Source organism: Moraxella oculi (genome assembly GCF_023336735.1).
GTDB lineage: Bacteria > Pseudomonadota > Gammaproteobacteria > Pseudomonadales > Moraxellaceae > Moraxella > Moraxella oculi.
In genome coordinates this window covers 29,802-54,487 of sequence record NZ_JAMBAQ010000010.1, presented here as the reverse complement: position 1 = coordinate 54,487, position 24,686 = coordinate 29,802, and the positions used below count along the sequence as shown (strand labels likewise).

25 protein-coding genes are annotated in these 24,686 nt (G+C 42.9%); 11 read left to right on the top strand and 14 right to left on the bottom strand.

What is annotated here, in order from left to right; genetic code table 11:
- Positions 1 to 9 precede the first annotated feature (9 nt).
- Positions 10 to 135 carry a cytochrome bd-I oxidase subunit CydX gene (gene cydX, locus M2R47_RS06025; protein ID WP_249100384.1) on the top strand — a complete coding sequence of 42 codons (126 nt, stop codon included), beginning with the start codon at positions 10 to 12 and terminating at the stop codon, positions 133 to 135.
- A 160-nt stretch (positions 136 to 295) separates the two neighbouring features.
- The gene (locus M2R47_RS06020) at positions 296 to 2,368 is read left to right on the top strand and encodes a cytochrome c biogenesis protein CcdA (RefSeq protein WP_249100382.1); all 2,073 of its coding nucleotides are present in this window, start codon (positions 296 to 298) and stop codon (positions 2,366 to 2,368) included.
- Between the two features lie 162 nt (positions 2,369 to 2,530).
- Here the strand turns inward: M2R47_RS06020 and M2R47_RS06015 are convergent, their stop codons facing one another.
- Positions 2,531 to 4,039 (bottom strand): alanine/glycine:cation symporter family protein, encoded by a 1,509-nt coding sequence (locus M2R47_RS06015; protein WP_249100380.1) that lies wholly within the window; start codon positions 4,037 to 4,039, stop codon positions 2,531 to 2,533.
- 530 nt (positions 4,040 to 4,569) lie between these two features.
- On the opposite strand from M2R47_RS06015, the gene M2R47_RS06010 reads away from it, so the two are divergent.
- The 5 genes from M2R47_RS06010 (at position 4,570) to rpmA (ending at position 7,686) form a co-directional block, all read left to right on the top strand.
- A complete protein-coding gene (locus tag M2R47_RS06010) occupies positions 4,570 to 5,208 on the top strand; it encodes a LemA family protein (protein ID WP_249100378.1) in 639 nt (212 codons plus the stop codon).
- Positions 5,177 to 6,223 carry a TPM domain-containing protein gene (locus tag M2R47_RS06005; protein ID WP_249100375.1) on the top strand — a complete coding sequence of 349 codons (1,047 nt, stop codon included), beginning with the start codon at positions 5,177 to 5,179 and terminating at the stop codon, positions 6,221 to 6,223. The genes M2R47_RS06010 and M2R47_RS06005 overlap by 32 nt, the downstream gene beginning before the upstream one ends.
- A gap of 123 nt (positions 6,224 to 6,346) precedes the next feature.
- On the top strand, positions 6,347 to 6,865 hold the full coding sequence (locus M2R47_RS06000; RefSeq protein ID WP_249100372.1) for a TPM domain-containing protein: 519 nt from the start codon (positions 6,347 to 6,349) through the stop codon (positions 6,863 to 6,865).
- Between the two features lie 194 nt (positions 6,866 to 7,059).
- Positions 7,060 to 7,371 carry a 50S ribosomal protein L21 gene (rplU, locus tag M2R47_RS05995; protein ID WP_249100370.1) on the top strand — a complete coding sequence of 104 codons (312 nt, stop codon included), beginning with the start codon at positions 7,060 to 7,062 and terminating at the stop codon, positions 7,369 to 7,371.
- Positions 7,372 to 7,428: 57 nt separating this feature from the next.
- Complete coding sequence (rpmA, locus tag M2R47_RS05990) at positions 7,429 to 7,686, top strand: 50S ribosomal protein L27 (RefSeq protein WP_249100367.1); 258 nt, start codon at positions 7,429 to 7,431, stop codon at positions 7,684 to 7,686.
- An 86-nt stretch (positions 7,687 to 7,772) separates the two neighbouring features.
- On the opposite strand, the gene M2R47_RS05985 is transcribed toward rpmA, so the two are convergent.
- The 3 genes from M2R47_RS05985 to M2R47_RS05975 all read right to left on the bottom strand — a co-directional run bounded on the left by M2R47_RS05985 (position 7,773) and on the right by M2R47_RS05975 (position 10,432).
- A complete protein-coding gene (locus tag M2R47_RS05985) occupies positions 7,773 to 8,402 on the bottom strand; it encodes a DUF2057 family protein (RefSeq protein ID WP_249100364.1) in 630 nt (209 codons plus the stop codon).
- 39 nt (positions 8,403 to 8,441) lie between these two features.
- A complete protein-coding gene (locus tag M2R47_RS05980) occupies positions 8,442 to 9,203 on the bottom strand; it encodes a DnaA ATPase domain-containing protein (RefSeq protein ID WP_249100361.1) in 762 nt (253 codons plus the stop codon).
- A 131-nt stretch (positions 9,204 to 9,334) separates the two neighbouring features.
- Positions 9,335 to 10,432, bottom strand: a complete 1,098-nt coding sequence (locus M2R47_RS05975) for an AI-2E family transporter (RefSeq protein WP_249100357.1) — start codon at positions 10,430 to 10,432, stop codon at positions 9,335 to 9,337.
- Positions 10,433 to 10,616: 184 nt separating this feature from the next.
- Between M2R47_RS05975 and purM the strand changes: the two genes are divergently transcribed.
- Complete coding sequence (gene purM, locus M2R47_RS05970) at positions 10,617 to 11,660, top strand: phosphoribosylformylglycinamidine cyclo-ligase (RefSeq protein WP_249100355.1); 1,044 nt, start codon at positions 10,617 to 10,619, stop codon at positions 11,658 to 11,660.
- A gap of 61 nt (positions 11,661 to 11,721) precedes the next feature.
- Positions 11,722 to 12,369 carry a phosphoribosylglycinamide formyltransferase gene (gene purN, locus M2R47_RS05965; protein ID WP_249100353.1) on the top strand — a complete coding sequence of 216 codons (648 nt, stop codon included), beginning with the start codon at positions 11,722 to 11,724 and terminating at the stop codon, positions 12,367 to 12,369.
- A gap of 56 nt (positions 12,370 to 12,425) precedes the next feature.
- On the opposite strand, the gene fdx is transcribed toward purN, so the two are convergent.
- The 8 genes from fdx to M2R47_RS05925 form a co-directional block, all read right to left on the bottom strand.
- The gene (gene fdx / locus M2R47_RS05960; RefSeq protein WP_249100350.1) at positions 12,426 to 12,767 is read right to left on the bottom strand and encodes an ISC system 2Fe-2S type ferredoxin; all 342 of its coding nucleotides are present in this window, start codon (positions 12,765 to 12,767) and stop codon (positions 12,426 to 12,428) included.
- Positions 12,768 to 12,802: 35 nt separating this feature from the next.
- Positions 12,803 to 14,659 (bottom strand): Fe-S protein assembly chaperone HscA, encoded by a 1,857-nt coding sequence (gene hscA / locus M2R47_RS05955; RefSeq protein ID WP_249100347.1) that lies wholly within the window; start codon positions 14,657 to 14,659, stop codon positions 12,803 to 12,805.
- 140 nt (positions 14,660 to 14,799) lie between these two features.
- On the bottom strand, positions 14,800 to 15,330 hold the full coding sequence (gene hscB, locus M2R47_RS05950) for a Fe-S protein assembly co-chaperone HscB (protein WP_249100343.1): 531 nt from the start codon (positions 15,328 to 15,330) through the stop codon (positions 14,800 to 14,802).
- Positions 15,331 to 15,337: 7 nt separating this feature from the next.
- The gene (gene iscA / locus M2R47_RS05945) at positions 15,338 to 15,658 is read right to left on the bottom strand and encodes an iron-sulfur cluster assembly protein IscA (protein WP_249100336.1); all 321 of its coding nucleotides are present in this window, start codon (positions 15,656 to 15,658) and stop codon (positions 15,338 to 15,340) included.
- A gap of 94 nt (positions 15,659 to 15,752) precedes the next feature.
- A complete protein-coding gene (gene iscU / locus M2R47_RS05940) occupies positions 15,753 to 16,139 on the bottom strand; it encodes a Fe-S cluster assembly scaffold IscU (RefSeq protein WP_249100334.1) in 387 nt (128 codons plus the stop codon).
- 181 nt (positions 16,140 to 16,320) lie between these two features.
- Positions 16,321 to 17,544 carry an IscS subfamily cysteine desulfurase gene (locus M2R47_RS05935; RefSeq protein ID WP_249100331.1) on the bottom strand — a complete coding sequence of 408 codons (1,224 nt, stop codon included), beginning with the start codon at positions 17,542 to 17,544 and terminating at the stop codon, positions 16,321 to 16,323.
- Entirely contained in the window at positions 17,541 to 18,053 is a 513-nt protein-coding gene (locus M2R47_RS05930) for an Rrf2 family transcriptional regulator (protein ID WP_249100329.1), read from the bottom strand. Before M2R47_RS05930 ends, M2R47_RS05935 begins: the two co-directional genes overlap by 4 nt.
- Positions 18,054 to 18,356: 303 nt before the next feature.
- A complete protein-coding gene (locus M2R47_RS05925; protein ID WP_249100327.1) occupies positions 18,357 to 19,061 on the bottom strand; it encodes a hypothetical protein in 705 nt (234 codons plus the stop codon).
- A gap of 458 nt (positions 19,062 to 19,519) precedes the next feature.
- On the opposite strand from M2R47_RS05925, the gene M2R47_RS05920 reads away from it, so the two are divergent.
- Together M2R47_RS05920 and M2R47_RS05915 are read left to right on the top strand one after the other, a co-directional pair.
- Complete coding sequence (locus M2R47_RS05920; RefSeq protein WP_249100325.1) at positions 19,520 to 19,792, top strand: HU family DNA-binding protein; 273 nt, start codon at positions 19,520 to 19,522, stop codon at positions 19,790 to 19,792.
- 210 nt (positions 19,793 to 20,002) lie between these two features.
- Positions 20,003 to 21,841: a SurA N-terminal domain-containing protein gene (locus tag M2R47_RS05915; protein ID WP_249100322.1), complete on the top strand. Its 1,839-nt coding sequence runs from the start codon at positions 20,003 to 20,005 to the stop codon at positions 21,839 to 21,841.
- Positions 21,842 to 21,887: 46 nt separating this feature from the next.
- Here the strand turns inward: M2R47_RS05915 and M2R47_RS05910 are convergent, their stop codons facing one another.
- Positions 21,888 to 23,030, bottom strand: coding sequence for an HlyD family secretion protein (locus M2R47_RS05910; RefSeq protein ID WP_249100320.1), 1,143 nt, complete (start codon positions 23,028 to 23,030; stop codon positions 21,888 to 21,890).
- 30 nt (positions 23,031 to 23,060) lie between these two features.
- Positions 23,061 to 24,659 (bottom strand): MFS transporter, encoded by a 1,599-nt coding sequence (locus tag M2R47_RS05905; RefSeq protein ID WP_249100317.1) that lies wholly within the window; start codon positions 24,657 to 24,659, stop codon positions 23,061 to 23,063.
- Positions 24,660 to 24,686 lie beyond the last annotated feature (27 nt).

Here is a 24,686-nt window from a genome sequence, read left to right as displayed (position 1 = left end):
AGAATGACCATGTGGTATTTTGCTTGGATACTGGGTTTGGGTTTTGCAGTGCTACTGGCAATCATCAGTGCGGTGTGGGTGGAGTTTGAAGAGTCGCGCCATCATGCTTTTTATAAAAAAGTTGATGTTGATTGATGATGTCGCGAGCATTTGACAGGATTTAATAAAAACAACCGTGTGATATTTTTGTTGCACGGTTTTTTTTATTAAACGATGGCTGTTTTTATCTGATTGCTGGGATTTTAATGGCTCAAATGATGATATAATGAGTGGTCTTTTTTTGATGTCGGTTGCTATGAAACAGATCCTGAAATATCCTCTTATCATTGGCAATAAACTTATCATTGCCTTACTGTGCTTATTTACTGCGCTTTCTTATGTGCCTGCATTCGCAGAGACTGGCACGATAGCGGCACTTTTTGGTCAAAAAACACAAAAATTCCTACCCGTCAATCAGGCCTTTAAGGTTAATGTACTCATTGATGGTAATGAGTTGATAGCAACTTTTAAAGTAACGCCTGAGCATTATGTGTATCGTGATAAAATGATACTAAATTTACCTGAAAATGTCAGTGCTTCAGATTGGCAGTTTGATAAAACAGCCACGATGATTGATGATCCAACATTTGGTCGTGTGGCAGTTTTTGAAGAAGATGTGGTAGCTAAGGCAGTCTTAACTGGCGATGCAAATAACGCCCAAGCATCTTTACGCTGGCAAGGGTGTGCCAAAGCAGGCCTGTGCTATCCACCAGAGAACATCAAGTTTAACATTTCTTTGGCAAATGATACTGCCATAAAGACTGATAAAGAAATTGATGCTCCACCAACCGTTCAAAAAGCCAGTCCGCCAAAAGTGGTTGAGCAGGCGGTTGCCAGCGTAAAAGACGCCCCAAAAAAAATCAGCCAGCCAGCTAAGTCTGACACACCCAAACCTACCCCTGCCAATATCGTTACGCCTGTCTTGCAGCCAGATACTGACACTGCGAGTTCTGATAAAATGGCTGATGATAAAGCTGGTTATGCCAATGGCAACAGTAAGGATGTTGACTCAATCCAAGATGAATCATCGGCTAATGTGCAGATTGAAACAAGCACGCCGCCTACAAATTCCTATTCTCTCAATCATCATCTTGAACGGATCGACCCTTTTGGCATTCATGACAATCCTGCACTTGCAATAGGACTATTATTTTTGGCGGGTCTTTTGTTGGCATTCACCCCATGCGTTTATCCAATGATACCAATCGTGGCAAACATCGTGGCTCGTCAAGGCGGTATCAGTAGTAAAAAGGGCTTGGTATTATCCGCATCTTATGGTGTGGGTGTTGCTACTGCTTATGGGCTACTTGGAGCTTTGATTGCATGGCTTGGGCGTACTGTCAATATTCTTGGCTACTTACAAAACCCCATTTTATTGATTGGCTTTGCTGTGATATTTGTGCTGCTTGGTCTTTATATGTTTGGGGTGATTAAAGTTGGGTTGCCTTCAAAAATGCGTAACAAACTACAAGCGACTTCACAGTCGGCGGACAGACATCTTGGTAGTCTGAGTGGTAGTTTTTTGGCGGGTGCATTATCTGCTTTGGTGGTCTCTCCTTGTGTGTCTGCACCGATGGCGGGTGTGTTGGTAGCGGTGTCTGTTAGTGGTAGCGTTCCACTTGGATTTTTAGCGATGTTTGCTCTTGGGCTTGGGCTGTGTGTGCCACTGATGATGATTGGCATGGCACAAGGAAAATTCATGCCTAAAGCAGGTGCATGGATGGTTAAAATTAAGGAATTTTGTGGATTGTTGTTATTTGCGGTAGCACTCATCTTGCTTGAGCGCGTGTTTGTCCTACCTGCCATGCTCATTGCTTGGGCGATGTGGTTTGCTTTAATGGGTGTTTGGCTTTGGCAACTGATGCGTCTGCCGTTTCGTGCTGCGGCGATTTTGATGCTGGCATGGGCGACGACATTGGTGTTTGGTGCAGGCATGGGATCAAGTGATGCGTGGCGACCTTTATCCGTCATCACGCATTCAAAAACTCAGCAGATGATGTATGAGGATCGTCATGTTAAGACGCTTGCAGAGCTGGATGAAATTTTGGCAACTCATGATAAGGTGCTCATTGATGCAACAGCTGACTGGTGTGTTGAATGTCGCATCATGGATCGTGAGTTGTTTGTGCATCGCCCAACCGCCATGGCAGACATTCAACTGGTGAAATTCGACATCACTGAAATGAATGATGACAGCTTGGCGTTTCTTGAACGCTATGAGCTGATGGGTCCGCCTGCATTACTGATGTATCAAGAGGGTAAGTTGATGCAAGTCTTGCTGGGTCAAACCAGTCGTGCTGACTTTGAGCAGGCATTGATGATGTTTTAGATGGTGATGGTGATGACACATGGGCAGTTCATCATTTTGGCTGAAGGCTTTTAAGTGATGGATTGCTTTCATTGATTTTTTGTGGTATTAACCGCCTTTGTCGTACGACATATATGAACATTAAGCCTCCAGTTGGAGGCTTAATTATTAAAAAAGTTCGAATTATTTGTCTTTTAGACGCTCTTCCCAGAAGGTGGCGTTCTTGATGCCTAGCTTAACAGGGTCGAAAGTATAATCTGTAACGCCAGCTTTCTTTTGTGCTTCATAATCTTTGAGTGTCTTGATGGCAGGCTTCATCATGAAAAATACCGCCAAAATGCCTACGATGTTTAGCCATGCGGTCATGCCCACGCCCACATCACCCATGTCCCAAATATAGCCTGCACTGTTTAAGCTACCATAAATAACCACGGCGATGACGGACAATTTTGGGAACCACATACCTAATTTTTGCACACCAACACCCATTTTGCGAGTCAGATAAGCAACATTGACTTCAGCAATGTAATAATAGGCTAAAATGGTGGTAAAGGCAAAGAAAAATATGGCAATGGCAATGAAATAATTACCAAAACCGCCAAAAGTTGCTTCTAATGCCAACTGTGTGAAAGCAGGCGTGCCAATCTCAGCAGTTGCTGGATCAATATTTTGAACGATGAATTGCCCCGCACCAAGATTACCTTGAATGTTATAAGTGCCCATGGTCAAAATCATGAAAGCGGTAGCAGAACACACAAGCAATGTGTCAACATATACAGAGAATGCTTGTACCAAACCTTGTTGAGCAGGGTGTTGTACTTCTGCTGCACCCGCATGGTGAGGACCTGTACCTTGACCAGCTTCGTTTGAGTAGACGCCACGCTTGACACCCCAACCAATGGCGGCACCCAGACCTGCTACTGGATTTAAAATGTCGCTCATGATTAAACTAAATACTGCAGGAACCTTATCAAGATTCATCACCATGACCAAAAGAGCCAGTGCGATATAGCCTATCGCCATGAATGGCACCACAAACTCTGCCACACGAGCGATACGCTTAATGCCACCGATGATGATGATTGCTAGTATGGCGGCAACAAATGTCATGACAATCACACGATTTGAGCCAGCACTCATGCCCAGTAAATTGACCATGTCACCATCACCGGTAATGCGTGTGATGGCACTGACGACACCGTTGGCTTGCACGCCAGGCAAGAATACACCACAGGAGATGATGGCGGCGATGGCAAATAAGATGGCATACCACTTTTGCCCCAGACCTTTTTCAAAATAATAGGCAGGCCCACCACGATACTGACCAGTTAAGGGATCTTTTTCTTTATAGATTTGTGCCATGGTTGATTCAACATAGGCGGTTGATGCACCTAAGAATGCCACCACCCACATCCAAAATACGGCAGAAGGACCGCCAAAGCCGATGGCTGCCGCCACACCTGCGATATTGCCTACGCCGACACGGTTTGCCAGTGCTATCACAAACGCTTGAAAAGATGAAATGCCGTCAGCACTTTTGACGCCACTGAACATCAGGGCGATCATCTCTTTAAACATACGCACTTGCACAAAGCGAGTCATGAGGGAGTAAAAGAACCCAGCACCTAAGCATAGATAAATCAGTGCTGGACTCCAAATGATGCCATTTAGGCTGTTGATGAGTTGTTCCATGAGTATTCCTTTGGGTTGGAATAAAAAAATAGGCCGAATGACGACAAATTGATAATTTTTTGCAACATCACATCAAGACATTGCTTTTACCAAATTGTATGAAATTTTTGTTGCAATTTGCCATATTTTTGCAACAAATTCTACTAAAATTTTCAATTTTTAGCAGTTTTTTATAAAAAGCCTTATTTATCATAATAACCGATAAATATCAACAAAATTTTCATCATTATATGACCATTTTTTTGATTGGTTGATGATCACATGAGAATGAGTAAGGCATAAGCCAAGAATCGGTTTGGGCAAGGCTGGTGATGCTGTTGTCTTTTTGTATGAGTTCATGCTTTTTTTGGTGCATTTTGTCTTAGGATTGATTTTTTGTGTTATGATTGTCGTGAGTTTGGCGAATGACGCTTGACTGTCGTTAATGAAACAGATGAGTGTCAGTTGACACTTAACAGGTTGTGTTAAGCTGATTTGCCAGTGCTTTATTGGCGTTGATTTGTTTTTTATTTAATCGTTAAGGAAAATCAATGAATTTTGTTAGAAAGTTTGCCATGACCACTTTATTGGTCAGCTCATTGGTGTTGTCAGGATGTGGTTATAATAAGCTTCAGGCTCAAGATGAACAGGTCAATGCCTCATGGTCGGAAGTAATGAACCAATATCAGCGGCGTGCCGATCTTGTGCCAAATCTTGTTTCTGTTGTTCAGCGTTATGCACAGCATGAGCAAGGCGTGTTCACCCAAGTGGCATCGGCTCGTGCAGCAGCAGGCAGCATCCAAGTAACGCCAGAGATGCTTAATGATCCAAATGCCATGAAGCAGTACCAAGAGGTGCAAGCACAGATGACAGGCGCATTATCTCGTTTGATGGCGATATCGGAGAATTACCCACAATTGAAAGCTGATTCGTTGTTCCAAGATTTGCAATCACAGCTTGAAGGTACGGAAAATCGTATTACGGTAGCACGCCAGCGTTATATTCAAGATGTTCAAGGCTATAACACCACCGTTCGCCAATTTCCAACCAACTTAACAGCGATGGTTTTTGGCATGAATCCAAAAGCCAACTTCACGGTAGAAAATGCCAATACCATTTCAACGGCACCAAGTGTCAATTTTGATAATGCCAATGCTCATGGCACCAAAACAGCTGCTGCAGGGCAATAAGATGTCGCTGTCGTCAAAGATGCTGGGAGTGATCCTATGCATGCTCTCGTTACAGGCGTCTGCCAATTCGACCGATGCGTCTGATTTTGCTGATGATATGGCAGCTGTTGTTGTCGCCAACCAAACCATGTCCAAGCCTACGCAAGATCGGCCAATAAGCATCAATGTTCATGATGTAACATCCCCCAAGGTCTCTGCTCGTAGCATCAGTCATGATAAGCTCATTCTCAATGAGCCTGTCGTGGACGCTGCCCATATTTTAAGTGCCAGTGAAAAGGCGCATTTAAGTGAGCAGTTAAGAGCATTATATGATGACAAACTGGCACAGGCAGCTCTTGTCATCATTCCTAGTACGCAGGGCATGCCAATCTTTGACTATGCGATGGCACTGGCTGACCGTTGGCAATTAGGTCATCAGGATACAGATGAGGGCTTGTTGATTGTTGTTGCCATCAATGATCGTAACCTATACATTCTGACAGGCTATGGTCTTGAAGGCGTGTTGCCAGATGCCATCGTCAGTCGCATCATTCGCAATGACATTGCCCCGTCATTTAAAACAGGACAGTATGCTCAAGGGCTATCAGCGGCGATTGGGAGTATCAGTGAGCGATTGCGTGCCGATCCACAGACTTTGCAGCGTCAGGACATCAATAGACATGCAAATGACGAAGACGGTGCAGAGATGCCCTTAATGGGATTGTTCATTTTTGGGTTCGTCATTGGTTCATTTTTGACTTCTTTTTTAGGTAGGTTGCTGGGTGCTACCATGACAGCGGGTGGTGTGATTTTCTTTGGCCTGATGTTTGGTACAGGTCTGATGATCATTCCTGTTGCTTTGATATTGTGGTTGTTTTTACTGCTTTTTAAGGGTGGTTCTGGTGGCTCTGGGCGAGGTGGTGGCGGTTTTGTAATCCCGCCAACTGGCGGTGGTTTTGGCGGTAGTTTTGGTTCAGGCGGATTTAGTGGCGGCGGCGGTGGTTTTGGCGGCGGCGGTGCTGGAGGTTCGTGGTGACTGTATGCCAAGTATGAATGGCGTTGGGTGCAGATCACCAAACTTAACACAGTTACTGATGACACTGATTTGTATCATCAGACGACAATAATAAGCAAATTGTTAAAAATTGACTGGATATTTATGCAACACATTCAATCATCTAAAAGCCTGGCTCGACTTTGGCGACAGCTTATGTTCATTCCCGTTTTGCATAATCGCTGGCTTAATGATGAAGTGCGTCAGTCATTGACGGCGGCCATTTCTCAGGCAGAGTTGGGCCATCGTGGTGAGATTTATTTACTCATTGAAAATCATCTGCCCATCACTCAGGCTTACCACATGGGTTGCCGTGAACGAGCACTTGAGCTGTTTGCTTTGCATCGTGTGTGGGATACCGCTGAAAATACAGGAGTGATGATTTATGTTAATGTGTGTGAGCATGATTTGGAAATCATTGCCGATAGGGGCATTGACGGATGTGTGGATGAAATGCTTTGGCAGGAACTGACAAAAAAAGCTTTGATGATGTGTCAGCAGGGGTGTTTTGCACAAGCACTGCTTGGACTCGTTGCGGATATTGGTGAGTTGCTTTGTGTGCATTATCCATCTGATGATATTTCTGGTAATGAACTATCAAATGATGTGGTGTTTTTAAAGTAATGAAATGTTTTTTTGTAAAAGTTGTGTCAGTGTTTATTTGATAGATGCTAAAAAATCACCATGGGCATGATTTTTTTCTTGTTTTGTGATGATTGTTTTGTTAGAATATTCGCTTAATTTTGTATCCTAGTCGTGTTCGTTATCAAGTGTCATCAAGGGGTGGCCACGGCACACAGGTTTTTTCGGAGAAGTAAATGTACGCAGTAATCAAAAGTGGCGGCAAGCAACATCGTGTTCGCGTTGGTGAGACTTTGAAAGTTGAGCTAATTAAAGCTGAAAAAGGCGAGACGCTAAAAATTGAAGATGTACTCATGATCGTCAATGGTACTGACATCAAAATTGGTCAGCCTATTGTTGCTGGTGCTAGCGTTGAAGCAGAAGTGATTGAGCATGGTCGTGGTAAAAAAGTACGCATCGTCAAGCATCGTCGCCGTAAGCATTACCATAAAGAGCAAGGTCACCGTCAGTGGTTCACTGAACTAAAAATCAAAGCAATCAACGCTTAAACCATCATTGATGACTTTATCAGAGTTTGATGAAGCATCCATATAGGAGATATTCTCATGGCACACAAAAAAGCCGCAGGTTCTACTCGTAACGGTCGTGATTCTAACCCAAAAATGCTTGGTGTGAAAGTATTTGGTGGTCAAGGCGTGATCGCAGGTAACATCATCGTTCGTCAGCGTGGCACTGAATTTCATGCTGGTGAAGGCGTGGGTATGGGTCGTGACCATACTTTATTTGCTCTGACTGATGGTGTAGTAAAATTTGAAACCAAAGGTCAATTCAACCGTCGCTATGTTTCTGTTATTGGTGAATAAGCCAAAAAACCGATTCAATGCCAAAACCCAATGTGATGACATTGGGTTTTTTGTGGTTGGCTAATAGGGTAATGATGTCAGTTTGGTTAGTGATTTATCCATTGACGAATCTTTTCTCTTTCTTCTTGATTGGCATTGAGCCAGATTCGCATGAATTCATCTAGGTTATTTGTGATTTTGGGAGTGTTGGGTGTCAAGGTGCTTGTATCATCAAGTGCAGAAATTGGCTGGTCGTGAGATGATGAGCCATACTCACCACGACCAAGCAGATTGCCAATACCGTGAGTGATGTTGCCTAATATGCTTGGTTGCTCATCAATCAAGTGTTGTTGAGTTAGAATCTGTCCATGTTGACTCAAAGCAAGTACTGGTGTTTTTGCAAATGTCTTGGCAGTAGCATAAGCGTTGGGTTGATTTGGCATGACCAATTGATAGGTTTGATTGTCTTTAAGATCGGCGGTTAGAGTCATGTTGCCAGATTTTAGGTGATCGTGTTCTCCACGAGGTAGGTCAAACATGCGATCATACCGTGCCGTGATGGCATGTCGCCCTGAATGTAGTTTGAATTCTTTTTGTGATGGTTGTAGCATGCCGTGTCGAATCTCTTGACCATTAATGGCAATCACTTTGATGTTATCATCCACCAAAAGGCGGACTTCTGCACTGGCGTTTATTGCTGTTAATACAAAAATAAAGAGTAGGGTAAGCTTTTTCATGAGTTTCCTTAATATCAGACGAGTGCAAGCTTTGAGATTTTAGCTGTCAAGCTTGTGTTCGGAAATTTCAAGCAAGAATGTTTCCCTTTCAATGATATTCTTTGCTTCATCAATCTTTTTCTTTGGTACTTGCACTCGTGATAGGTGTGTTAATAATGGTGATATCTTATCCAAGATTAAAATCATGTCGCCTGCATTGCGCGGTCCATGATGGATGATGTAATCAAAAATCTGCTTGGGTAATCGCCAGTTTTTACGCCGGAGAATTGATGCTAATAATGCATGCCTATCTTCAATGCTTTCATTGGTTGGTAGACGAAAGGTTGGTGCTAACGACAAACGAGTCATCAAATCCAACAAGCCGATTTCCAGCTCACGAGCAGGACTGTCTGATAAAAATATCATTTGCCTATTTTGCTCACGAACTCGGTTGATTAGATGGAATAAGCTTTCTTGCCACTCACGGCTACGCTGTACCAGATGCAAATCATCAATGATGATGAGGTCGAACATTTCAAGACCAATGAGTGCACCGACATCTTCATCGTTATCAATCAGATCACCTAGGCTAAGAGTGATGGCACTTTTTTTGTAGTTTTGGGTATACTCACGATAAACAGCTGCTGCTAGATGCGTCTTGCCAAAGCCAAATTCGCCGATGATAAAAATCTCTCGCAAGTTGCCGACACACAGTTCACGAATGGCGGTCAATACTGGCATAACCCCCATACCGTCAAAGTCGGATAAGCTAGCATCTTGTTTTAAATCAAGATTGAGTGACGGTTGTATCAAATCATTCATCAGTCAAAAATCTGTCTGTTGTTGCATACGGTAAATTTTTAGCTATGTATAGCATACTTTTAGAAATATTGGCAAGTAAAATTGTTATTTTTCATCTAATTTGCTCATATTTTAATGGCGATTACTTGATGTTACCAAAGCTTTAACTGCTTGACACCAAGATACCAATTGCTCTGTAAATAGGCGGCATAGGCATGGCGGAACAAGACATTGATGACGGCAGATACAGGTAGGGCGATGAGCATGCCAACAAATCCAAATAATGATGCGCCAGCAAGTACGGCAAAAATAACCCACAGTGCTGACAGTCCGATTTTATTACCAAGTAATAGGGGTTGAAGGACATAACCTTCCAAAATCTGACCAACTCCAAAAGCACCAGCAATGAGTAATAAGTGCTTCCAGTCAAGACCAAACTGAAAAAACCCTGCCAAAAATGCCGCAATGATGCCAATCCCAAAGCCTAAGTAAGGCACAAAACTGGCAATCCCTGCACCAATACCAATGATCAATCCTAATTTTAATCCGATCAGTTCTAATTGTACGGCATAGATCACACCAAGTAACACCATGACGGTGAATTGACCTTTGGCAAAATTCATCAGTGCTTGATGGCAGTCTTGGGCAATCTCGATGATTTTTCCTGCATGATCTCTTGGTAGGGCGTTTTGCCAAATTTGCAAGCGTTCATTCCAGTTTGTCAAAAAATAAAAGGTTAGAACTGGAATCATGATGAGCAGACCAATGCTGTTAGCGGCACTTGCACTAGAAGTTAGAATCCTTTTGATGATGGTTTGGGCATCGGCCACTTGATAATTGGCTTGAACATAAGTAGCCAACTCGCTTGAAATCATATCAAGATTGATTTCAAGCATGCGGTAATGAGTGAATTGCCCAAGCCAGGGTCTAAGGGTGGTGTTGTACCACTTTAATAACTCAGGTATCGCTGCCCAAGCCAGCTGTATTTGTGCCCATAGCATGGGTGCAAGCCAAATCACCAATATCACAATGGCTAGGCTGATGGACAGATATACTGCGGTGATTGCTAAAATTCTGGGTAGGAATTTACTAAAAATATTAACCAAAGGGTTTAAAAAATATGCCAAAATAAAAGCGGCAGCGAAAGGTGCGATGACCACACGCATGAGCCATAATGCGTATAAGAACAAGCATAATGCCGTCACAATGAACAGACGACGAAAAAAAGGGTCAATGGAAAATGCTCTCATAAGAACCATTTATCAGTAATATCAAGATGTTGGTGCATATCATAATGAAAAAGACGACAAAAATACAGACAAATTAAAAAAAATATACAAATTTTCATAAATCATGATTTTTATCAGATTTTTAGATGATTTTTTTGTTATAATTGGCGACATCATGTTTGATAATATTATCCAAGGGTTTTTCATGACACAGCAAAATTCATTAAGCTATAAAGATGCAGGTGTGGATATTGACGCAGGTGAAGCGTTGGTTTCTCGTATTAAATCAGTTGCCAAGGCAACGGCACGCTCTGAGGTGCTGGGCGGTTTGGGTGGATTTGGAGCATTGTGTCGCATTCCACAAGGTTATCAATCGCCGCTACTGGTGTCTGGTACGGACGGTGTCGGTACCAAACTAAAATTGGCATTGGACTTGAATCGTCATGACACCATTGGTCAAGATTTGGTGGCGATGTGTGTGAATGATTTGTTAGTCTGTGGTGCTGAGCCATTATTTTTCTTAGATTATTATGCCACAGGTAAGCTTGATGTTGATACGGCTGAAGCGGTGATTAAGGGCATTGGTGATGGTTGTAAGCTGTCTAATTGTGCGTTAATTGGTGGTGAAACGGCTGAAATGCCTGGCATGTATCAAGATGAAGATTATGACTTGGCAGGGTTTTGTGTTGGTGTGGTTGAGGAGTCTGAGGTGATCACAGGTAAGAATGTGGTCGAAGGAGATGTTTTGATTGCACTGGCATCTAGCGGGGTACATTCCAATGGCTATTCATTGGTGCGTAAAGTCATTGAAGTTACCAATACCGATGTGGTCAACGAGCAACTGGGCGAAGAATCTTTAGCCGATGCCTTGATGAAACCTACCCGCATTTATGTCAAATCGGTAAATGCTCTACAAAAGGCGATTGGTAACAGCAATATTCATGCGATGGCACACATCACAGGTGGTGGCTTGACCGAAAATCTGCCGCGTGTCCTGCCAGATGATTTGGCAGCTCAAATCGACACAAGCAGCTGGCAACTACCAAAAGTCTTTGAATGGCTACAAGAGGGCGGTAATATTGAAATGGTAGAAATGTACCGTACCTTTAACTGTGGCGTGGGCTTTATTTTGGTTGTGCCACAAGAACAGGTAGATACGACTCTTGCTTTCTTAAAAGAGCAGGGTGAAACGGCATGGGTGATTGGTCATATTGCATCTCGTGAGAGCAGTGCAGTCGTGTATCGCTAATTGTTACCATCAGACCGTCAAATGTATGTTTGATGGTCTTTTTTTTGATTGATGATTAACCATGAAAAAATTAAAAATTGCTGTGCTAGTCTCTGGCAGTGGCTCAAATCTGCAAGTAATGATTGATGCCATGCAGGCAAATAGGCTTCCCATCGAAATTGTTGGTGTCATTAGCAATGTGGCAGATGCCTACGCCATCACACGAGCCAATAATGCTGGTGTGCGTACCGTGGTGCTGTCGCATGTGGAAAATGGTAAGAAGATGGGCATTCGTACCTTTGAGTCTCGTGCAACCAAACTGTTGCACGAATGGTCGCCTGATCTGGTGATGCTGGCAGGTTTTATGCGAGTACTGTCGGCAGAATTCATTCAAAGTGTGCCCTGTGCGATGATTAATCTGCATCCGTCGCTATTGCCATGCTACAAGGGATTGGACACGCATGAAAGAGTACTTAAATCTGGTGATAAATGGCATGGGTGTAGCATACATTTGGTAACGGCTGAGCTTGATGCAGGTGAGGTATTGACGCAAGCGGTGCTAAGTGTTAATGTTGATGACACGCCAGAGCGATTGCGGCTGAGAGTGCAAAAGTTGGAACATGCGTTGGTGCCATTTACCTTGGCAATGATTGCTCAAGGCTTTTTGGTACTTGGGAAAGTGCCGACATGTTTGGGTGCATCTTTGCCAATTAAGCTTTATCTGGATTAAGGCATGTCAGTCATGCACTAAAAACCCAATTCTTTAGGATTTTTAGTGCATGTAGGTTAATGATGACCTTCTTTGGCGTGATTGAGTGTGTGCTTTGGAATATAAACAGTCAAATTCTCATCTGCCACAAAACATTGGCAAGATAAGCGAGAGTTTGGCTCAAGCCCCCATGCACGGTCAAGCAAATCACCTTCAACATCATCCATTTCATCTAAGCTATCAAAACCCTCGCGAATGACAACATGGCAAGTGGTACAGGCTTTCGAGCAATCGCAAGCATGCTCAATCTCTATGCCATGCTTATGCAGTCCTTCAAGCAAATTATCTCCTTCATTAAGCTCAACAGTCGCACCTTTTGGGCAGATTTCATGATGGGGGAGTACAGTAATGGTTGCCATAATAATCTCTTTATTGGTTGGTAATCAAGGAGGTGTTAAGACCAATCGCTTGTTTTCGTGCCAGACAGTGCTTCTTTGACATTTTCATTCATGATGATGGATGCAAAGTGATCTGATAAAGGCTTTAATTCCTTAATTGCTTGTTTGAGTACTGTTTTGTCGTTACTGGCGATGGCATCGGTAACAGTATTGATTTTGCTGTTCAGTTCGGCTTTGACTGTGTCATCAAGCAATCCTCCAAATTCAGATAAGGCTGATCGTAAAGCCAAAATCTCACGCTCGGCTTCCACTTGTGCCTCAATGAGCATTCGCTTTTCTTTGTCTGCTGCCGCATTCATAAAACCTGCTGTTAACAACGCCTCCTGTTGCTCTTCGCTAAGTCCGTAGCTTGGAATGACATTCACTTGACTTGCTACCTTGGTTGTTTGTTCCATGGCGGATACGGTGAGCTGTCCATTGGCATCAATAGTAAAAGTAACTTCAATCCGAGCCAAGCCTGCCTTCATCGGTGGAATTCCCGTTAAGGTAAACTTTGCCAAGGTTCTACAATCTGCTACGGTCTCTCTTTCGCCCTGCACCACATGAATGACCATGCCTGTCTGACCGTCTGCGTGCGTGGTGAAAGTTTGTCGGCGTGCCACTGGAATGGGCGTGTTTCTTGGGATGATGACTTCGGTCAACCCACCCATTGTTTCAAGTCCTAATGATAAGGGTGTTACATCAAGCAGCAGTAAGTTATTTTCGTTCTTGTTGATGAGTTGATCGGCTAAGCGGCTTGCTCCTAGTGCGACGACTTCATCAGGATTGATGGAGCAAAGAGGCTGCCTGCCAAAAAAATTCTGCACAGCTTCTTTGATGATTGGCATGCGAGTTGAGCCACCAACCAGCACGACTTCATTAATCTCACTTTTATCCAGTTGAGCATCGCTGAGTACTTGCTGGCAAGTTTGTAGACTGCGTCGAATCACAGGTTCGCAAATTTGTTTTAAGATGTCATTGGTTAATATGGTGCTAAAAGGCTTACCATTGATCTCAATTTCTACCGATACGGCTTGATGTTCAGAAAGCTTTTGTTTGTATATTTTGGCAAGATGAGATAGGTTAGATTTTTGGGTATTATCCACATCTTTGGGATGAATATTTGCTGACTTAATGAAAAAATTAGCAATCAATCGGTCAATATCATCACCACCTAAAGCTGAATTTCCACCTGTGGCAAGTACTTCAAATACCTCATCTTTAAGTGATAATAGCGACACATCAAAAGTCCCACCTCCCAAATCATAAATCAGATAGGTGCCTGTTTTGGCGGATTGTAATCCGTAAGCAATCGCAGCGGCTGTCGGTTCATTTAATAGGCGTAAGACATTCAAACCAACACTGGTCGCTGCATCTTTGGTGGCTTGGCGTTGAGCTTCATCAAAATACGCAGGTACGGTAATGACCGCTCCTTGAATGCTATCTGTCGGCAGAGCAGCTTTGGCATGAGTGTACAATCGTGCTAAGATGTGAGCTGAGGTTTCCACAGGGGATTTCTCACCTTGTGCGGTGATGAAAACTGGCATGGCGTTTTCTTGACCTGCGAGTGTGTAAGGGTGGCTAAATTTAATATCTGCCAAAGAACGCCCCATGAATCGTTTTGCTGATATGATGGTGTTGGCAGGATCATTGAACCCAAGAGCAGTCTGACCCACAATCGGTGTGGCAGACTTATCGCCATAATAGACCACGCTTGGTAGTAAAGGTGTGTCGCCAAAAGGCAATACATCGGCACGACCTGATCGGACAACCCCAACCAGCGAATGAGTTGTACCCAAATCTATGCCGATGGCGTGGCGGTGCTGATGAGGCTTGGCGGATTGATTGGGTTCGCTGATTTGAAGTAAAGACATGGCAGAAACTTATTTTTAATGTTTGATCGGCTTAAATTTTACCATAATTTTGCATCATTATTGGCATCAATTTTGGCGGACTGTTTTAAGAAATGGGTTTGACTGTGCTGTGGTAAGCGATTTATGTGCTTAATTGATGATTAAACATACAAATCATCATCTGAATGATTTGGCAATTGGCTAAGTGCGCACATACAATCTTTATGTAAGTTGCTTAAAAATTTGAGTTTTTGAGCTTGTGTTTTGGCAGCAGGCCAATCTTGATTCAGATATGCAAAATCAAACTGCTCGGCAATGTCAGACAATAGCTTACTCACCTGCATGCCCACTTCTTGAATCTGCTCAAAATTTTGCTCTAAAATGGCATCTTCCAGATCCATGCGATGTGCCATCATCTGCATTAAGAATGACTCATCGCAAATTGATTGATCTGCGTTAAAATCAACATTTGCCAGTTCAAGTAAATATGCCGCACGACTGTCATGGTTGCTAAGAATGTCAAAAGCATGATTGATCAAAGCGGTGTTTTTTTCGGCAGAAGTTGTGTCATTGACATGGTCAGGGTGGTGTTGCTTTTGTAATTGCAAAAAGCTGTTTTTTAAGGCAGTTTGGTCAACCTTAAAGGCAATTGGCAAACCAAACATTTCAAAAAAATGATTATTTGACTGCATGTGGCACCTAAACGGTAAAAGATTCACCGCAACCACACTCGCCAGTTTGGTTGGGGTTGATGAATTTAAAGCCTGAGTTTAAGCCTTCGGTAACATAGTCCATCTGCAAACCACTAAGATAAACCAAGCTTTTTGGATCAACGAACACGCTGACACCATCATTGTCAAACCGCTCATCAAACTCATTGGGTTCATCTACAAATTCAAGCACATAGGCAAGACCCGAACAGCCTGCGGTACGCACACCCACACGAATGCCTAAGCCTGTACCACGGTTTGCCAAAAAATCTTTGACATGGGTAATTGCTCGTTCTGTCAAAGTAATCATTACTTCTCCTGGTGTATTAAACTGCAACAACAATTCTTCACGACTGATTATTGGGTTTTATCATATGTCAAGTTATGTCATGCCAATCAAAAAATCACGCTAAAGATGCTTTTGATTGATAATCTTCAATCGCTGCTTTGATGGCGTCTTCTGCCAATACTGAGCAATGCACTTTGACGGGAGGCAACGCCAATTCTTCGGCAATGTCTTTATTTTTGATGGCGGCAGCTTCCCCCAGTGTTTTGCCTTTAAGCCACTCGGTAACCAGTGAGCTTGATGCAATCGCAGAGCCACAGCCGTAGGTTTTAAACTTTGCATCTTCAATGATGCCACTGTCGCTGACTTGGATTTGTAATCTCATCACATCGCCACAGGCAGGTGCACCCACCATACCAGTGCCAACATTTTTGGCGTTTTTGTCAAGATTGCCCACATTGCGGGGGTTTTCGTAATGGTCAATCACTTTGTCTGAATATGCCATAGTTTACTCTCTTTTGGGTAATAAATTTGCCTAAAATATTTAATTAACTGGCTTTATCAGTTTGGTTAAAGCCGTGTTTTTATCATTTGCCAGTACTTTATGGCTGCTGGGTGAACGCCAATTTTTAATTTGCCATTGGCGTTTTTTGGTTAAGGTTTAGCGTACTTTTTTGGCGTGCTTTTTAATGCTCTTGCCACTCAACCTTACTAAAATCTACGCCTTCCTTGAACATATCCCACAGCGGCGACAGTTCCCGCAGTTTATTGACCGCATCTTTGATTTGAGCAAGTACCGCATCAATGTCGGCTTCGGTGGTATAGCGTCCAAAACTAAAACGAATGGACGAGTGAGCAAGCTCATCAGGGCGACCGATGGCACGCAGCACATAAGACGGCTCTAGGGTGGCAGAAGTACACGCAGAACCAGATGATACCGCCAAGTCTTTTAGGCTCATCATCAGGCTTTCACCTTCAATAAAGTTAAAGCTGACATTCAAAACATTGGGTACACCGTACTCTAAGCTGCCATTTAAATAGACTTCTTCAATATCTTGCAAGCCATTCCACAACTTATCACGCAAGGCTTTGATATGGGCGTGGTCTTCATCAAAGCGTTTGGCGGATAAAGCAAACGCCTCGCCCATCCCCACAATTTGGTGGGTAGCAAGCGTACCAGAACGCATGCCACGCTCATGTCCACCGCCGTGCTGTTCAGCCTTGATGCGTACACGGGGTTTGCGGCTGACATACAACGCCCCAATGCCTTTAGGGCCGTAGATTTTATGACCACTAAAACTCATCAAATCAACTTTTAGGTCAGCCAAATTGATTTTGATTTTACCGACAGCCTGAGCCCCATCAACATGAAACAACACGCCTCTACTACGAGTAATCTCACCAATCGTTGCGATGTCGGTGATGGTACCAAGTTCATTATTGACCGCCATCAGACTCACTAAAATCGTATCTTCTTTGATTGCTTCTTCAACTTGCTTAGGCGTGATGATGCCTGTGCCCGCTTGGGGTTCAAGATAGGTGATTTCATAACCTTCTTCTTCAAGCTGACGACAAGTGTCCAAAATGGCTTTATGTTCAATCTTGCTTGTGATGATGTGTTTGCCTTTTTGATGATAAAAATGTGCCACACCTTTTAGGGCAAGATTGTCTGATTCGGTGGCACCACTGGTAAAGACAATTTCTCTTGGGTCGGCACCCACCGTTTCGGCAATCTGCAAGCGGGCGTTTTCCACTGCTTCTTCGGCTTGCCAACCAAAGCCGTGGCTACGACTGGCTGGGTTACCAAAAACTCCGTCAAAAGTGAGGTAGTTCACCATCTTATCTGCCACTTCTTGTGCAACAGGAGTAGTGGCGGCGTAGTCTAGATAGATTAAGGAATGCTGGCTCATGCTGGATTAATCCCAATTAAGTTGATGGTATTGATTTGATCTTTTTTATCATTTTTCTCGTGGCGAATCTTATGCTCTTGGCGGTCGGCGATGAGCTGTGTGTTTTTTGAATGTAGCAACTGGTCAAGCGTAACATTGCTCAAATAGACAGAAATATGTGCAGAAAGGTTATGCCATAAATCATGCGTCAGGCACATCGCACCGTCTTGACAGTCGCCTTTACCGCCACATTGCATTGCGTTGACACTTTCATCAACAGCGGTAATGATGCTCATGACATCAATCTCGTGCAATGGCTTGGCAAGATGGTAGCCACCTGATGCACCACGCGTGCTATTTACCAAGCCTTTTTTGCGAAGCTTGGAAAATAGCTGTTCAAGATAAGAGATGGAGATGGATTGGCGTTTTGCAATGTCAGACAGTGAAACGGCACCTTGATGACGATTTTCTTGTACCGCCAAGTCAAGTAAAGCAGTTACTGCATATCTGCCACGAGTGGTTAAACGCATATTAAATACCTAATATCGCCCAGTTGCTTTTGTGCATCAAACTCAAAAAAAGAAAATCAATCGTAAAAATTATTGTTGCTTATTATAATAATTCCTAGTAAATAGGTCAAGATTATTTTGTGTTGATGGACTGATTTTTGCCAAATTCTTGGATCGGTAAAGTAAATCATGTCTTTTCTTTAGGCATTCATTTAAAGTTATTTTTTAAATGAATGCCTGTGGTTATTGATGGCGGCTTTTCAACTTACAATGACCTAAAAAAAGCGTATCCATATGTCAAGATACGCTTTTTTAGGTGCTAACTTACCCAATGAAAAAATGTGAAAGAATGGCTATGATGGCAATTAAGCTGGCGATGATGAATCCTGCAAAGGTGCTTTTTTGTTTGGTTTGGGCTTCGGTCAGCTGTGTGCTTAAACGAATGTTTTGAGTGTTTAGGGCATCAATTTTATCAGACTGTTCAGAGATTTTAGCTTGTAATTCGCTGATTTTTTTAAGTTTATCTTCTGCTGTGGGCTTGCTTTCAGGGGCTTTTCTAAATTTACGCAACAGTTGATCAATCACGCCACCAATACCAAGCTGTACTAGAAATTCTTTAAGCTGAGCGACTTGTACAATGTCGCCACGAATTTGAAGCTTTTCTACTGCTTGTATGCTATGGCTACTAAGCATGTTTACTAACTCAAAGCTGTATGCGCTGATCATGATGTCTGCACTGTGTTTATGGTCAGGCAGTTGAGTGTCAAGCAAAATGCCATGCTGGTTGAAAGTGGCAAATATTTGCACATGAGGCAGATAAGTGCGGATGCTGACTACTGTATTGTTTTGAACCAAAGGGTAGGCAAGCTGGCGTAATTTTGGATTAAACCTAAGCATGAGTGTCATGGCTGATTCTAAAAACACCAGCACCACGCTTAATACGCCTTGTGAGATCACCCCTGTGGGTTGTTGCTGGGTATTTTGGTTGGGGGTTTGTGGAGAGTTTTGAAAAATTTGGTTATCTGCCATGAAATCGTCCTAAAATTGTTTTAAGTGAGGTTTAACACTTAAAATCGTTGTTAATGTTTGAGTGATTGTATCCTAAAAAGACTAAAAAACAAAATGACTGTGTGAAAAAATTACAGATTTTTGCAAAAAGCTACGATTTTTAGCCGAAACTACATAAAATCATATCAATTCGCTTGATATCAATTCGCTTGCATGCTGCCATCATTTTTATCATATAACAAAACCCATCACAAAACCCATGTTCATCATGATGTGTCGGTCGATGAGATGAATGATGACTGTTAAACAAGAGTTTTTTAGCAAACTTTGCCAAAATTTTACTGTTTTTTGTAAATTTTATGATATTTTTATGCTTATCCCCTTGTAAATGATCAATGATAATCATACAATGCACTAGGCGATAGGCACTCTTGTGCTTATTGATAATTTTTATTTCACTTAATCTTGAGGAACTGATCATGAATAAGTCAGAATTGATTGATGCAATTGCAAACGAAGCGGGTCTGACCAAAGACCAAGCCGCAAAAGCACTAAATGCTTTCACTTCAAGTGTGCAAGACGCATTGGTGCGTGGCGATAATGTGGCATTGGTTGGCTTTGGTACTTTTAGCATCAAAGAGCGTGCTGCACGCAGTGGCCGCAATCCAAAAACTGGCGAACCGCTACAAATCGCTGCCAGTAAAATTCCTAGCTTTAAAGCTGGTAAAGTCTTTAAAGATGCGGTCAACTGATTGACGCACTGATTAAAGTAGCCAACAAAACTAACATTCTTAAGCAATAACGGCTTTGACACCTCTTGGTTAACAAGGGGTGTTTTGTTATTTTTCTGGTAGGCAGTCTTTAATAATTTTTTTCATAAAAATGCGAAAAAATTTTGAGTATTTGGTCTTTTTAGCGTATTATGATAAGGTTTATTTTGTAGATGAAAAAAGTGATTTGTTATGGAAAAATTGCGTAATTTTTTGCAAAGCTGGCCAGGTCGGATTACGATGGGGCTGATTTTGGTGCCTATGGCATTTTTGGGTGTTCAGGGCATTGGTGGGGGTGGCGCACTAGGCTCGCATGAAGTGATTCGGGTGGGTGATGCTTCGATTGGTCTGAATGAATTTCAATCCGAGCTTAATCGTTATCGTACACAGTTGTTACAAACCAATGATGCCAGTATGATTCGTGAAGAGGTATTGGTTGATGAGGTGATTGAAACGCTGGTAGGTCGTGCATTATTACAAAACCAAGCACATGTTTTAGGCATGGCAATATCAGATGAGCAAATCAGTCGCCTGATTGCTCAAGACGAAAGCTTTCATCAAAATGGGCAATTTTCTAATGATATTTTTGCAATGTTTTTGCAGCAAAATCATCTGACTAAAGATGAGTTGTTCCAAAGATTTCGCACACAATTAAACATTCGTCAATTGACCGCAGGTATTTTGGGTACTGCGATTTATCCTGATGAACAAATCAGTCGTTTGCTTGATTTGCAGTCTGAAACTCGTGAGATTTGGGTGCATCGTCTGAATTGGCAAGATTATGCCCAATCAGTGAGTGTTTCACAAGCAGAGATTGATGACTATTATAATGCCAATAAAGATGCTTTGGTGCAACCAGAATCAGTGGATTTGTCCTACATTGAATTATCGCCCAATGATGTTAAGATTGATCCGCCGACCCAAGCTGATATTGCTGCACAATTTGATGTGTACTTAGAAAAAAATGGCGTGTCAGATGGTCGAGAGCTTGCACAAATTTTGCTTTCTGGTGCTGATGCTCAAAATAGAGCAAATGAGGTTCAAGCCAAGCTTGATGCAGGCGAGTCGTTTGAAGAGCTTGCCAAATCTTACTCTGATGACCCAAGTGGTGAGTCTGGGGGGTATATTGGTCAGTATAATCCTTCGGTGTTCGGTAACGACGCAGCAGAGGTAAATCTGGCATTGTCGGGTCTAAAAGTCGGTGAGGTCAGTCGTCCTGTCAAGACAAAATTTGGTTATCAATTCTTTAAATTGACCAAAGCGGGCAGTCTGACGATTGACAGCGTGCATGATGAGCTGGTGCAGATGGCGATGCGTAATCAGCGACAGATTGCCTATAATGATCTGATTGAAAAAATCAATACGATGGCTACTGATGGTATGGGTATCTCAGACATTGCCATGCAAACAGGTCTGGAAGCTAAGTCTATCAAGAACTATCCAAAGCAAGATAATCATACTGTCTTATCACAACCTGCGGTCATTGCAGCGGCATTCGATGAGTTTACGATTGAAGATCAGGCGGTGAGTGCCAACATCACTTTAGGTGATAAAACTGTTTGGGTGCAACCATCTAATCATCAAGAACCCAAAACTTTGACTTTGGCACAAGCAAGCGATGACATCAAAGTGCGACTGACCCAGCAAAAAGCCATACAGCTTGCATTTGATGCTGCCAATAGGCTTGCTGATGAAGCCAAAAAGAATGGTGTCCGCTCCCTAATGACGCCCAGTACTCATTTTGGCATCATCGCACGCCAAAATCCACGCCTTTTACCTCAAGAGCGTTCTGGGCTGTTTTTACATAATTCTGGGGCTGACGATGTTTGGGCGGTCAAGACAGATGACGGTGCGAGTGTGATTGTTGGTGGACCAGTCAGCATGCAAGCGACTGCACAGCTTTCTGCCAACCAAAGAGCACAAGCGGCGATGATGATTCGAGATAATATTGGGCAGGACCAATTATCGGATTATATTTGGTATCTAAAAAATACAAATGATGTGGCAATTAATCGGAACATTCTAAGATAAAAGAATGATATAAGGTAAACCCCCTCTTTTTTAGAGGGGGTTTTTATCAGTGAATTTTATCAATCTGTACTCTGGCTGACATGCCAATGCTAATTTGGTTAACGGTTGGTTGATTGGCATCAAATTCAATTTTTACAGGTATTCTTTGGGTGATTTTGATGAAATTACCTGTGCTTGGGTCGGTTTTTTGGGTGCTAAATTCTGAACCTGTGGCAGGGGCAATTTGTACCACCTTGCCAGTCAGTACTTGCTTACCGCCTAAGGCATCAATTTCAATGCGTGCTGGTTGCCCAATCGCAATGCTTGCGACTTCTGTTTCTTTGATATTGGCAATGAGCCAATGTTCAGGTGGAACAATGCTCATCAGATTGGTTCCTACGCTCACCAGCTGACCTTGTTTTGCCATGATTTCACCCAGCTGTCCTGAGATGGGGGCTTTAATCGTGGTGTATGACAATTCTAATTCGGCAAGTTCAAGTCCTGTTTTGGCATTGTCAATGGCAACAATATTGCCTTGTTTATTGACGCCTACATTCGCAAGTTCTTGAAGGGCACTTTGTTTTTGGGCGGTTGCTTGTTTAAGAGTGGATTGAGCTTTTTTAAGGGCAACTTGGGCGTTGTCATATTCTTGGCGAGATATGGCATCGGCAGATAGCAGCTTACGCATTCTGTCAAATTGTACCTGTGCATTAGCAAGGGTTGCTTTTGCTGATTCAATATTAGCATCCGCCATGGCGATATTGGCATTAGCAGAGTTTTGAGCCTGCTTGATTTTACCAAGTGCATTTTCTTGAGAAATTAAGCCTGCTTTTGCTTGGGCGACTTTCATTTTAAACTGATCGGTTTCAATTTGAGCCAAGACCTGATTTTTTTCCACCCATTGATAGTCCTGTACCAATATTTCTTTGATGTAGCCTGCCACTTTGGGAGAAACTTGTACGGGTTTACCACGCACATAGGCATTATTGGTTTCGATGAATTTTGGGGAAAATGGTGGCAAATGATAAGCGTATAAAATGCCCAATATGCCTGCAATGATCAGTCCAAGCACTAGAATTTTTTTGGCGGGTGATTTCTTTTTGGGTTGCCAACCTTCTTGGGTGGCTGTGGGGTCCGTTGCTGTGCTTTGAGTTGTCTTATCAAGCGAATCGGTGTCGCTGCTTGTTTGATTGTGTGAGTTGGTTGTCATGATGATTCCTTACATGTGTGGTTAGGAATGTTAACTTTTTGCAAGACGGGCTTTTAATTTTTGCATTTCAACTTCCAGCACATTAATGCCTTGATGGCGACGATACGCCCAAAATACAAAACAAATCATAAAGCCTAAGCTGGCAAATACCCAAATCCAAAAAAACAAATCGTTATATGCTAGGATTTTTGCCTCAAAGATGGCGTATTGCATGGATTGTTTGATGTTTTGGGTATGAATGATGCCGTTGTCTATGACGATGTTTGTGGTTAATTGTTGTAAATGATATTGAGTTTGAATTTGAACATAAGCACCAAAAATGGCGTTGCCAAGCAGTCCGCCAAGTACTTGTGTTGCTGAATAAATGGCGATGAATCCTGCGATTTGTTCAAGCCCTGAAGCAATCGCACGCACCATGCCTTCAAGCATGACAGGACCTGAAAAATAAAAAGTAGCAAAGGCCATCAATGCTTGACTGGCATAAAAGTGTGTGGCAGGTGTCTGAGTGGATACGCCAATGTCCAAATAGGCACCGATTGCCATCAATAGTAGGGCGATCATGGTATTGCGACGAATGTCTGTTGGGTTAAGGGTGATGATGCTCATGACCAGGCCAGCCAGTGAAGCAATAAAGATGATGGCATAATAGTGATACAGTTGTTCAGTATTGAACCCCATCAAGGCGAGTACGCCACCAGCACCTACTGTCTGTTCGGTGGTGAATACCCTTGTCATCATTGCCATCAGCAAAAAAGAGGCGATTTGTCGTGCTGAAATCCAATGCCAGTCAATGAGAGGGTTCTTCCTTTGGGCTTCAAGCCATAAGGCCAGAGCTGTGAATCCCACACCACCTGCCAATAACCAACCAAGCCAGTTTGTACTCCACCAAACCAAGTTACCAAGGCTTAAATAGCCACAAAGCAATGCCAATCCTACTGCAAATACTCCAAAACTAAGCCAATCACGCCATGTCAAAGATGCTTCATGATACCCTCTGGGTAAGGGTAAGTATATCACCGCCGACAAACAGATCAGAGTGATTCCAAGCTGAAATATGAAAATGGCGTTTAAATTGCCATCTGCAAGAATTGTGGGTGATATCATGTAGCAAAGACTGGTTACCGCTTGCATGAGACCTGCTGACAATGCTAAGGGAATGAGTGCACTGCCTGCACGAAAGGTCTGCATGGCATAGAACATGCCAAGAGTCAAAAGTCCGCTAGTGCCTACGCCCATGATGAAGCGTGCAATGATTTCCAATTCAAATTGACCGCCGAAGGCTTGTAGTATGTTGCTGATGAACATCAGTACCAAAGTCCAGCGAACGAATTTTTGTAAGGAATAATGTTGGCGAATTTTTAGCCACATCATGCCCATCACGGCATTGCTCATTAAATAGGCTGATTGCACCCATACGCCTTGCATGACGCTCAAGCCAAGTTCGCCACGCACTTGGGCGATATTAACAATCATCAGACCGTTTTGTAATCCTGCACAAAAAATCAATAGAATGCCAATGATGACATAAGCGATTTTGCGTCCGCTTGTGTGCATGGGCGATGCTGGTGAGCCTGCCATAAAAGGCTTCTCATCGGCTTTATAGATGTAGCCGTTGTCTTGGAGTGCCATGAATGAAAAAAAAGTGATGCGTAAAAT

Excerpts from the sequence above, each read along its gene's own strand:
- cydX (WP_249100384.1), top strand. The coding sequence starts at position 10 with ATGTGGTATTTTGCTTGGATACTGGGTTTGGGTTTTGCAGTGCTACTG.
- M2R47_RS06020 (WP_249100382.1), top strand. The coding sequence starts at position 296 with ATGAAACAGATCCTGAAATATCCTCTTATCATTGGCAATAAACTTATC.
- M2R47_RS06015 (WP_249100380.1), bottom strand. The coding sequence starts at position 4,039 with ATGGAACAACTCATCAACAGCCTAAATGGCATCATTTGGAGTCCAGCA.
- M2R47_RS06010 (WP_249100378.1), top strand. The coding sequence starts at position 4,570 with ATGAATTTTGTTAGAAAGTTTGCCATGACCACTTTATTGGTCAGCTCA.
- M2R47_RS06005 (WP_249100375.1), top strand. The coding sequence starts at position 5,177 with ATGGCACCAAAACAGCTGCTGCAGGGCAATAAGATGTCGCTGTCGTCA.
- M2R47_RS06000 (WP_249100372.1), top strand. The coding sequence starts at position 6,347 with ATGCAACACATTCAATCATCTAAAAGCCTGGCTCGACTTTGGCGACAG.
- rplU (WP_249100370.1), top strand. The coding sequence starts at position 7,060 with ATGTACGCAGTAATCAAAAGTGGCGGCAAGCAACATCGTGTTCGCGTT.
- rpmA (WP_249100367.1), top strand. The coding sequence starts at position 7,429 with ATGGCACACAAAAAAGCCGCAGGTTCTACTCGTAACGGTCGTGATTCT.
- M2R47_RS05985 (WP_249100364.1), bottom strand. The coding sequence starts at position 8,402 with ATGAAAAAGCTTACCCTACTCTTTATTTTTGTATTAACAGCAATAAAC.
- M2R47_RS05980 (WP_249100361.1), bottom strand. The coding sequence starts at position 9,203 with ATGAATGATTTGATACAACCGTCACTCAATCTTGATTTAAAACAAGAT.
- M2R47_RS05975 (WP_249100357.1), bottom strand. The coding sequence starts at position 10,432 with ATGAGAGCATTTTCCATTGACCCTTTTTTTCGTCGTCTGTTCATTGTG.
- purM (WP_249100355.1), top strand. The coding sequence starts at position 10,617 with ATGACACAGCAAAATTCATTAAGCTATAAAGATGCAGGTGTGGATATT.
- purN (WP_249100353.1), top strand. The coding sequence starts at position 11,722 with ATGAAAAAATTAAAAATTGCTGTGCTAGTCTCTGGCAGTGGCTCAAAT.
- fdx (WP_249100350.1), bottom strand. The coding sequence starts at position 12,767 with ATGGCAACCATTACTGTACTCCCCCATCATGAAATCTGCCCAAAAGGT.
- hscA (WP_249100347.1), bottom strand. The coding sequence starts at position 14,659 with ATGTCTTTACTTCAAATCAGCGAACCCAATCAATCCGCCAAGCCTCAT.
- hscB (WP_249100343.1), bottom strand. The coding sequence starts at position 15,330 with ATGCAGTCAAATAATCATTTTTTTGAAATGTTTGGTTTGCCAATTGCC.
- iscA (WP_249100336.1), bottom strand. The coding sequence starts at position 15,658 with ATGATTACTTTGACAGAACGAGCAATTACCCATGTCAAAGATTTTTTG.
- iscU (WP_249100334.1), bottom strand. The coding sequence starts at position 16,139 with ATGGCATATTCAGACAAAGTGATTGACCATTACGAAAACCCCCGCAAT.
- M2R47_RS05935 (WP_249100331.1), bottom strand. The coding sequence starts at position 17,544 with ATGAGCCAGCATTCCTTAATCTATCTAGACTACGCCGCCACTACTCCT.
- M2R47_RS05930 (WP_249100329.1), bottom strand. The coding sequence starts at position 18,053 with ATGCGTTTAACCACTCGTGGCAGATATGCAGTAACTGCTTTACTTGAC.
- M2R47_RS05925 (WP_249100327.1), bottom strand. The coding sequence starts at position 19,061 with ATGGCAGATAACCAAATTTTTCAAAACTCTCCACAAACCCCCAACCAA.
- M2R47_RS05920 (WP_249100325.1), top strand. The coding sequence starts at position 19,520 with ATGAATAAGTCAGAATTGATTGATGCAATTGCAAACGAAGCGGGTCTG.
- M2R47_RS05915 (WP_249100322.1), top strand. The coding sequence starts at position 20,003 with ATGGAAAAATTGCGTAATTTTTTGCAAAGCTGGCCAGGTCGGATTACG.
- M2R47_RS05910 (WP_249100320.1), bottom strand. The coding sequence starts at position 23,030 with ATGACAACCAACTCACACAATCAAACAAGCAGCGACACCGATTCGCTT.
- M2R47_RS05905 (WP_249100317.1), bottom strand. The coding sequence starts at position 24,659 with ATGGCACTCCAAGACAACGGCTACATCTATAAAGCCGATGAGAAGCCT.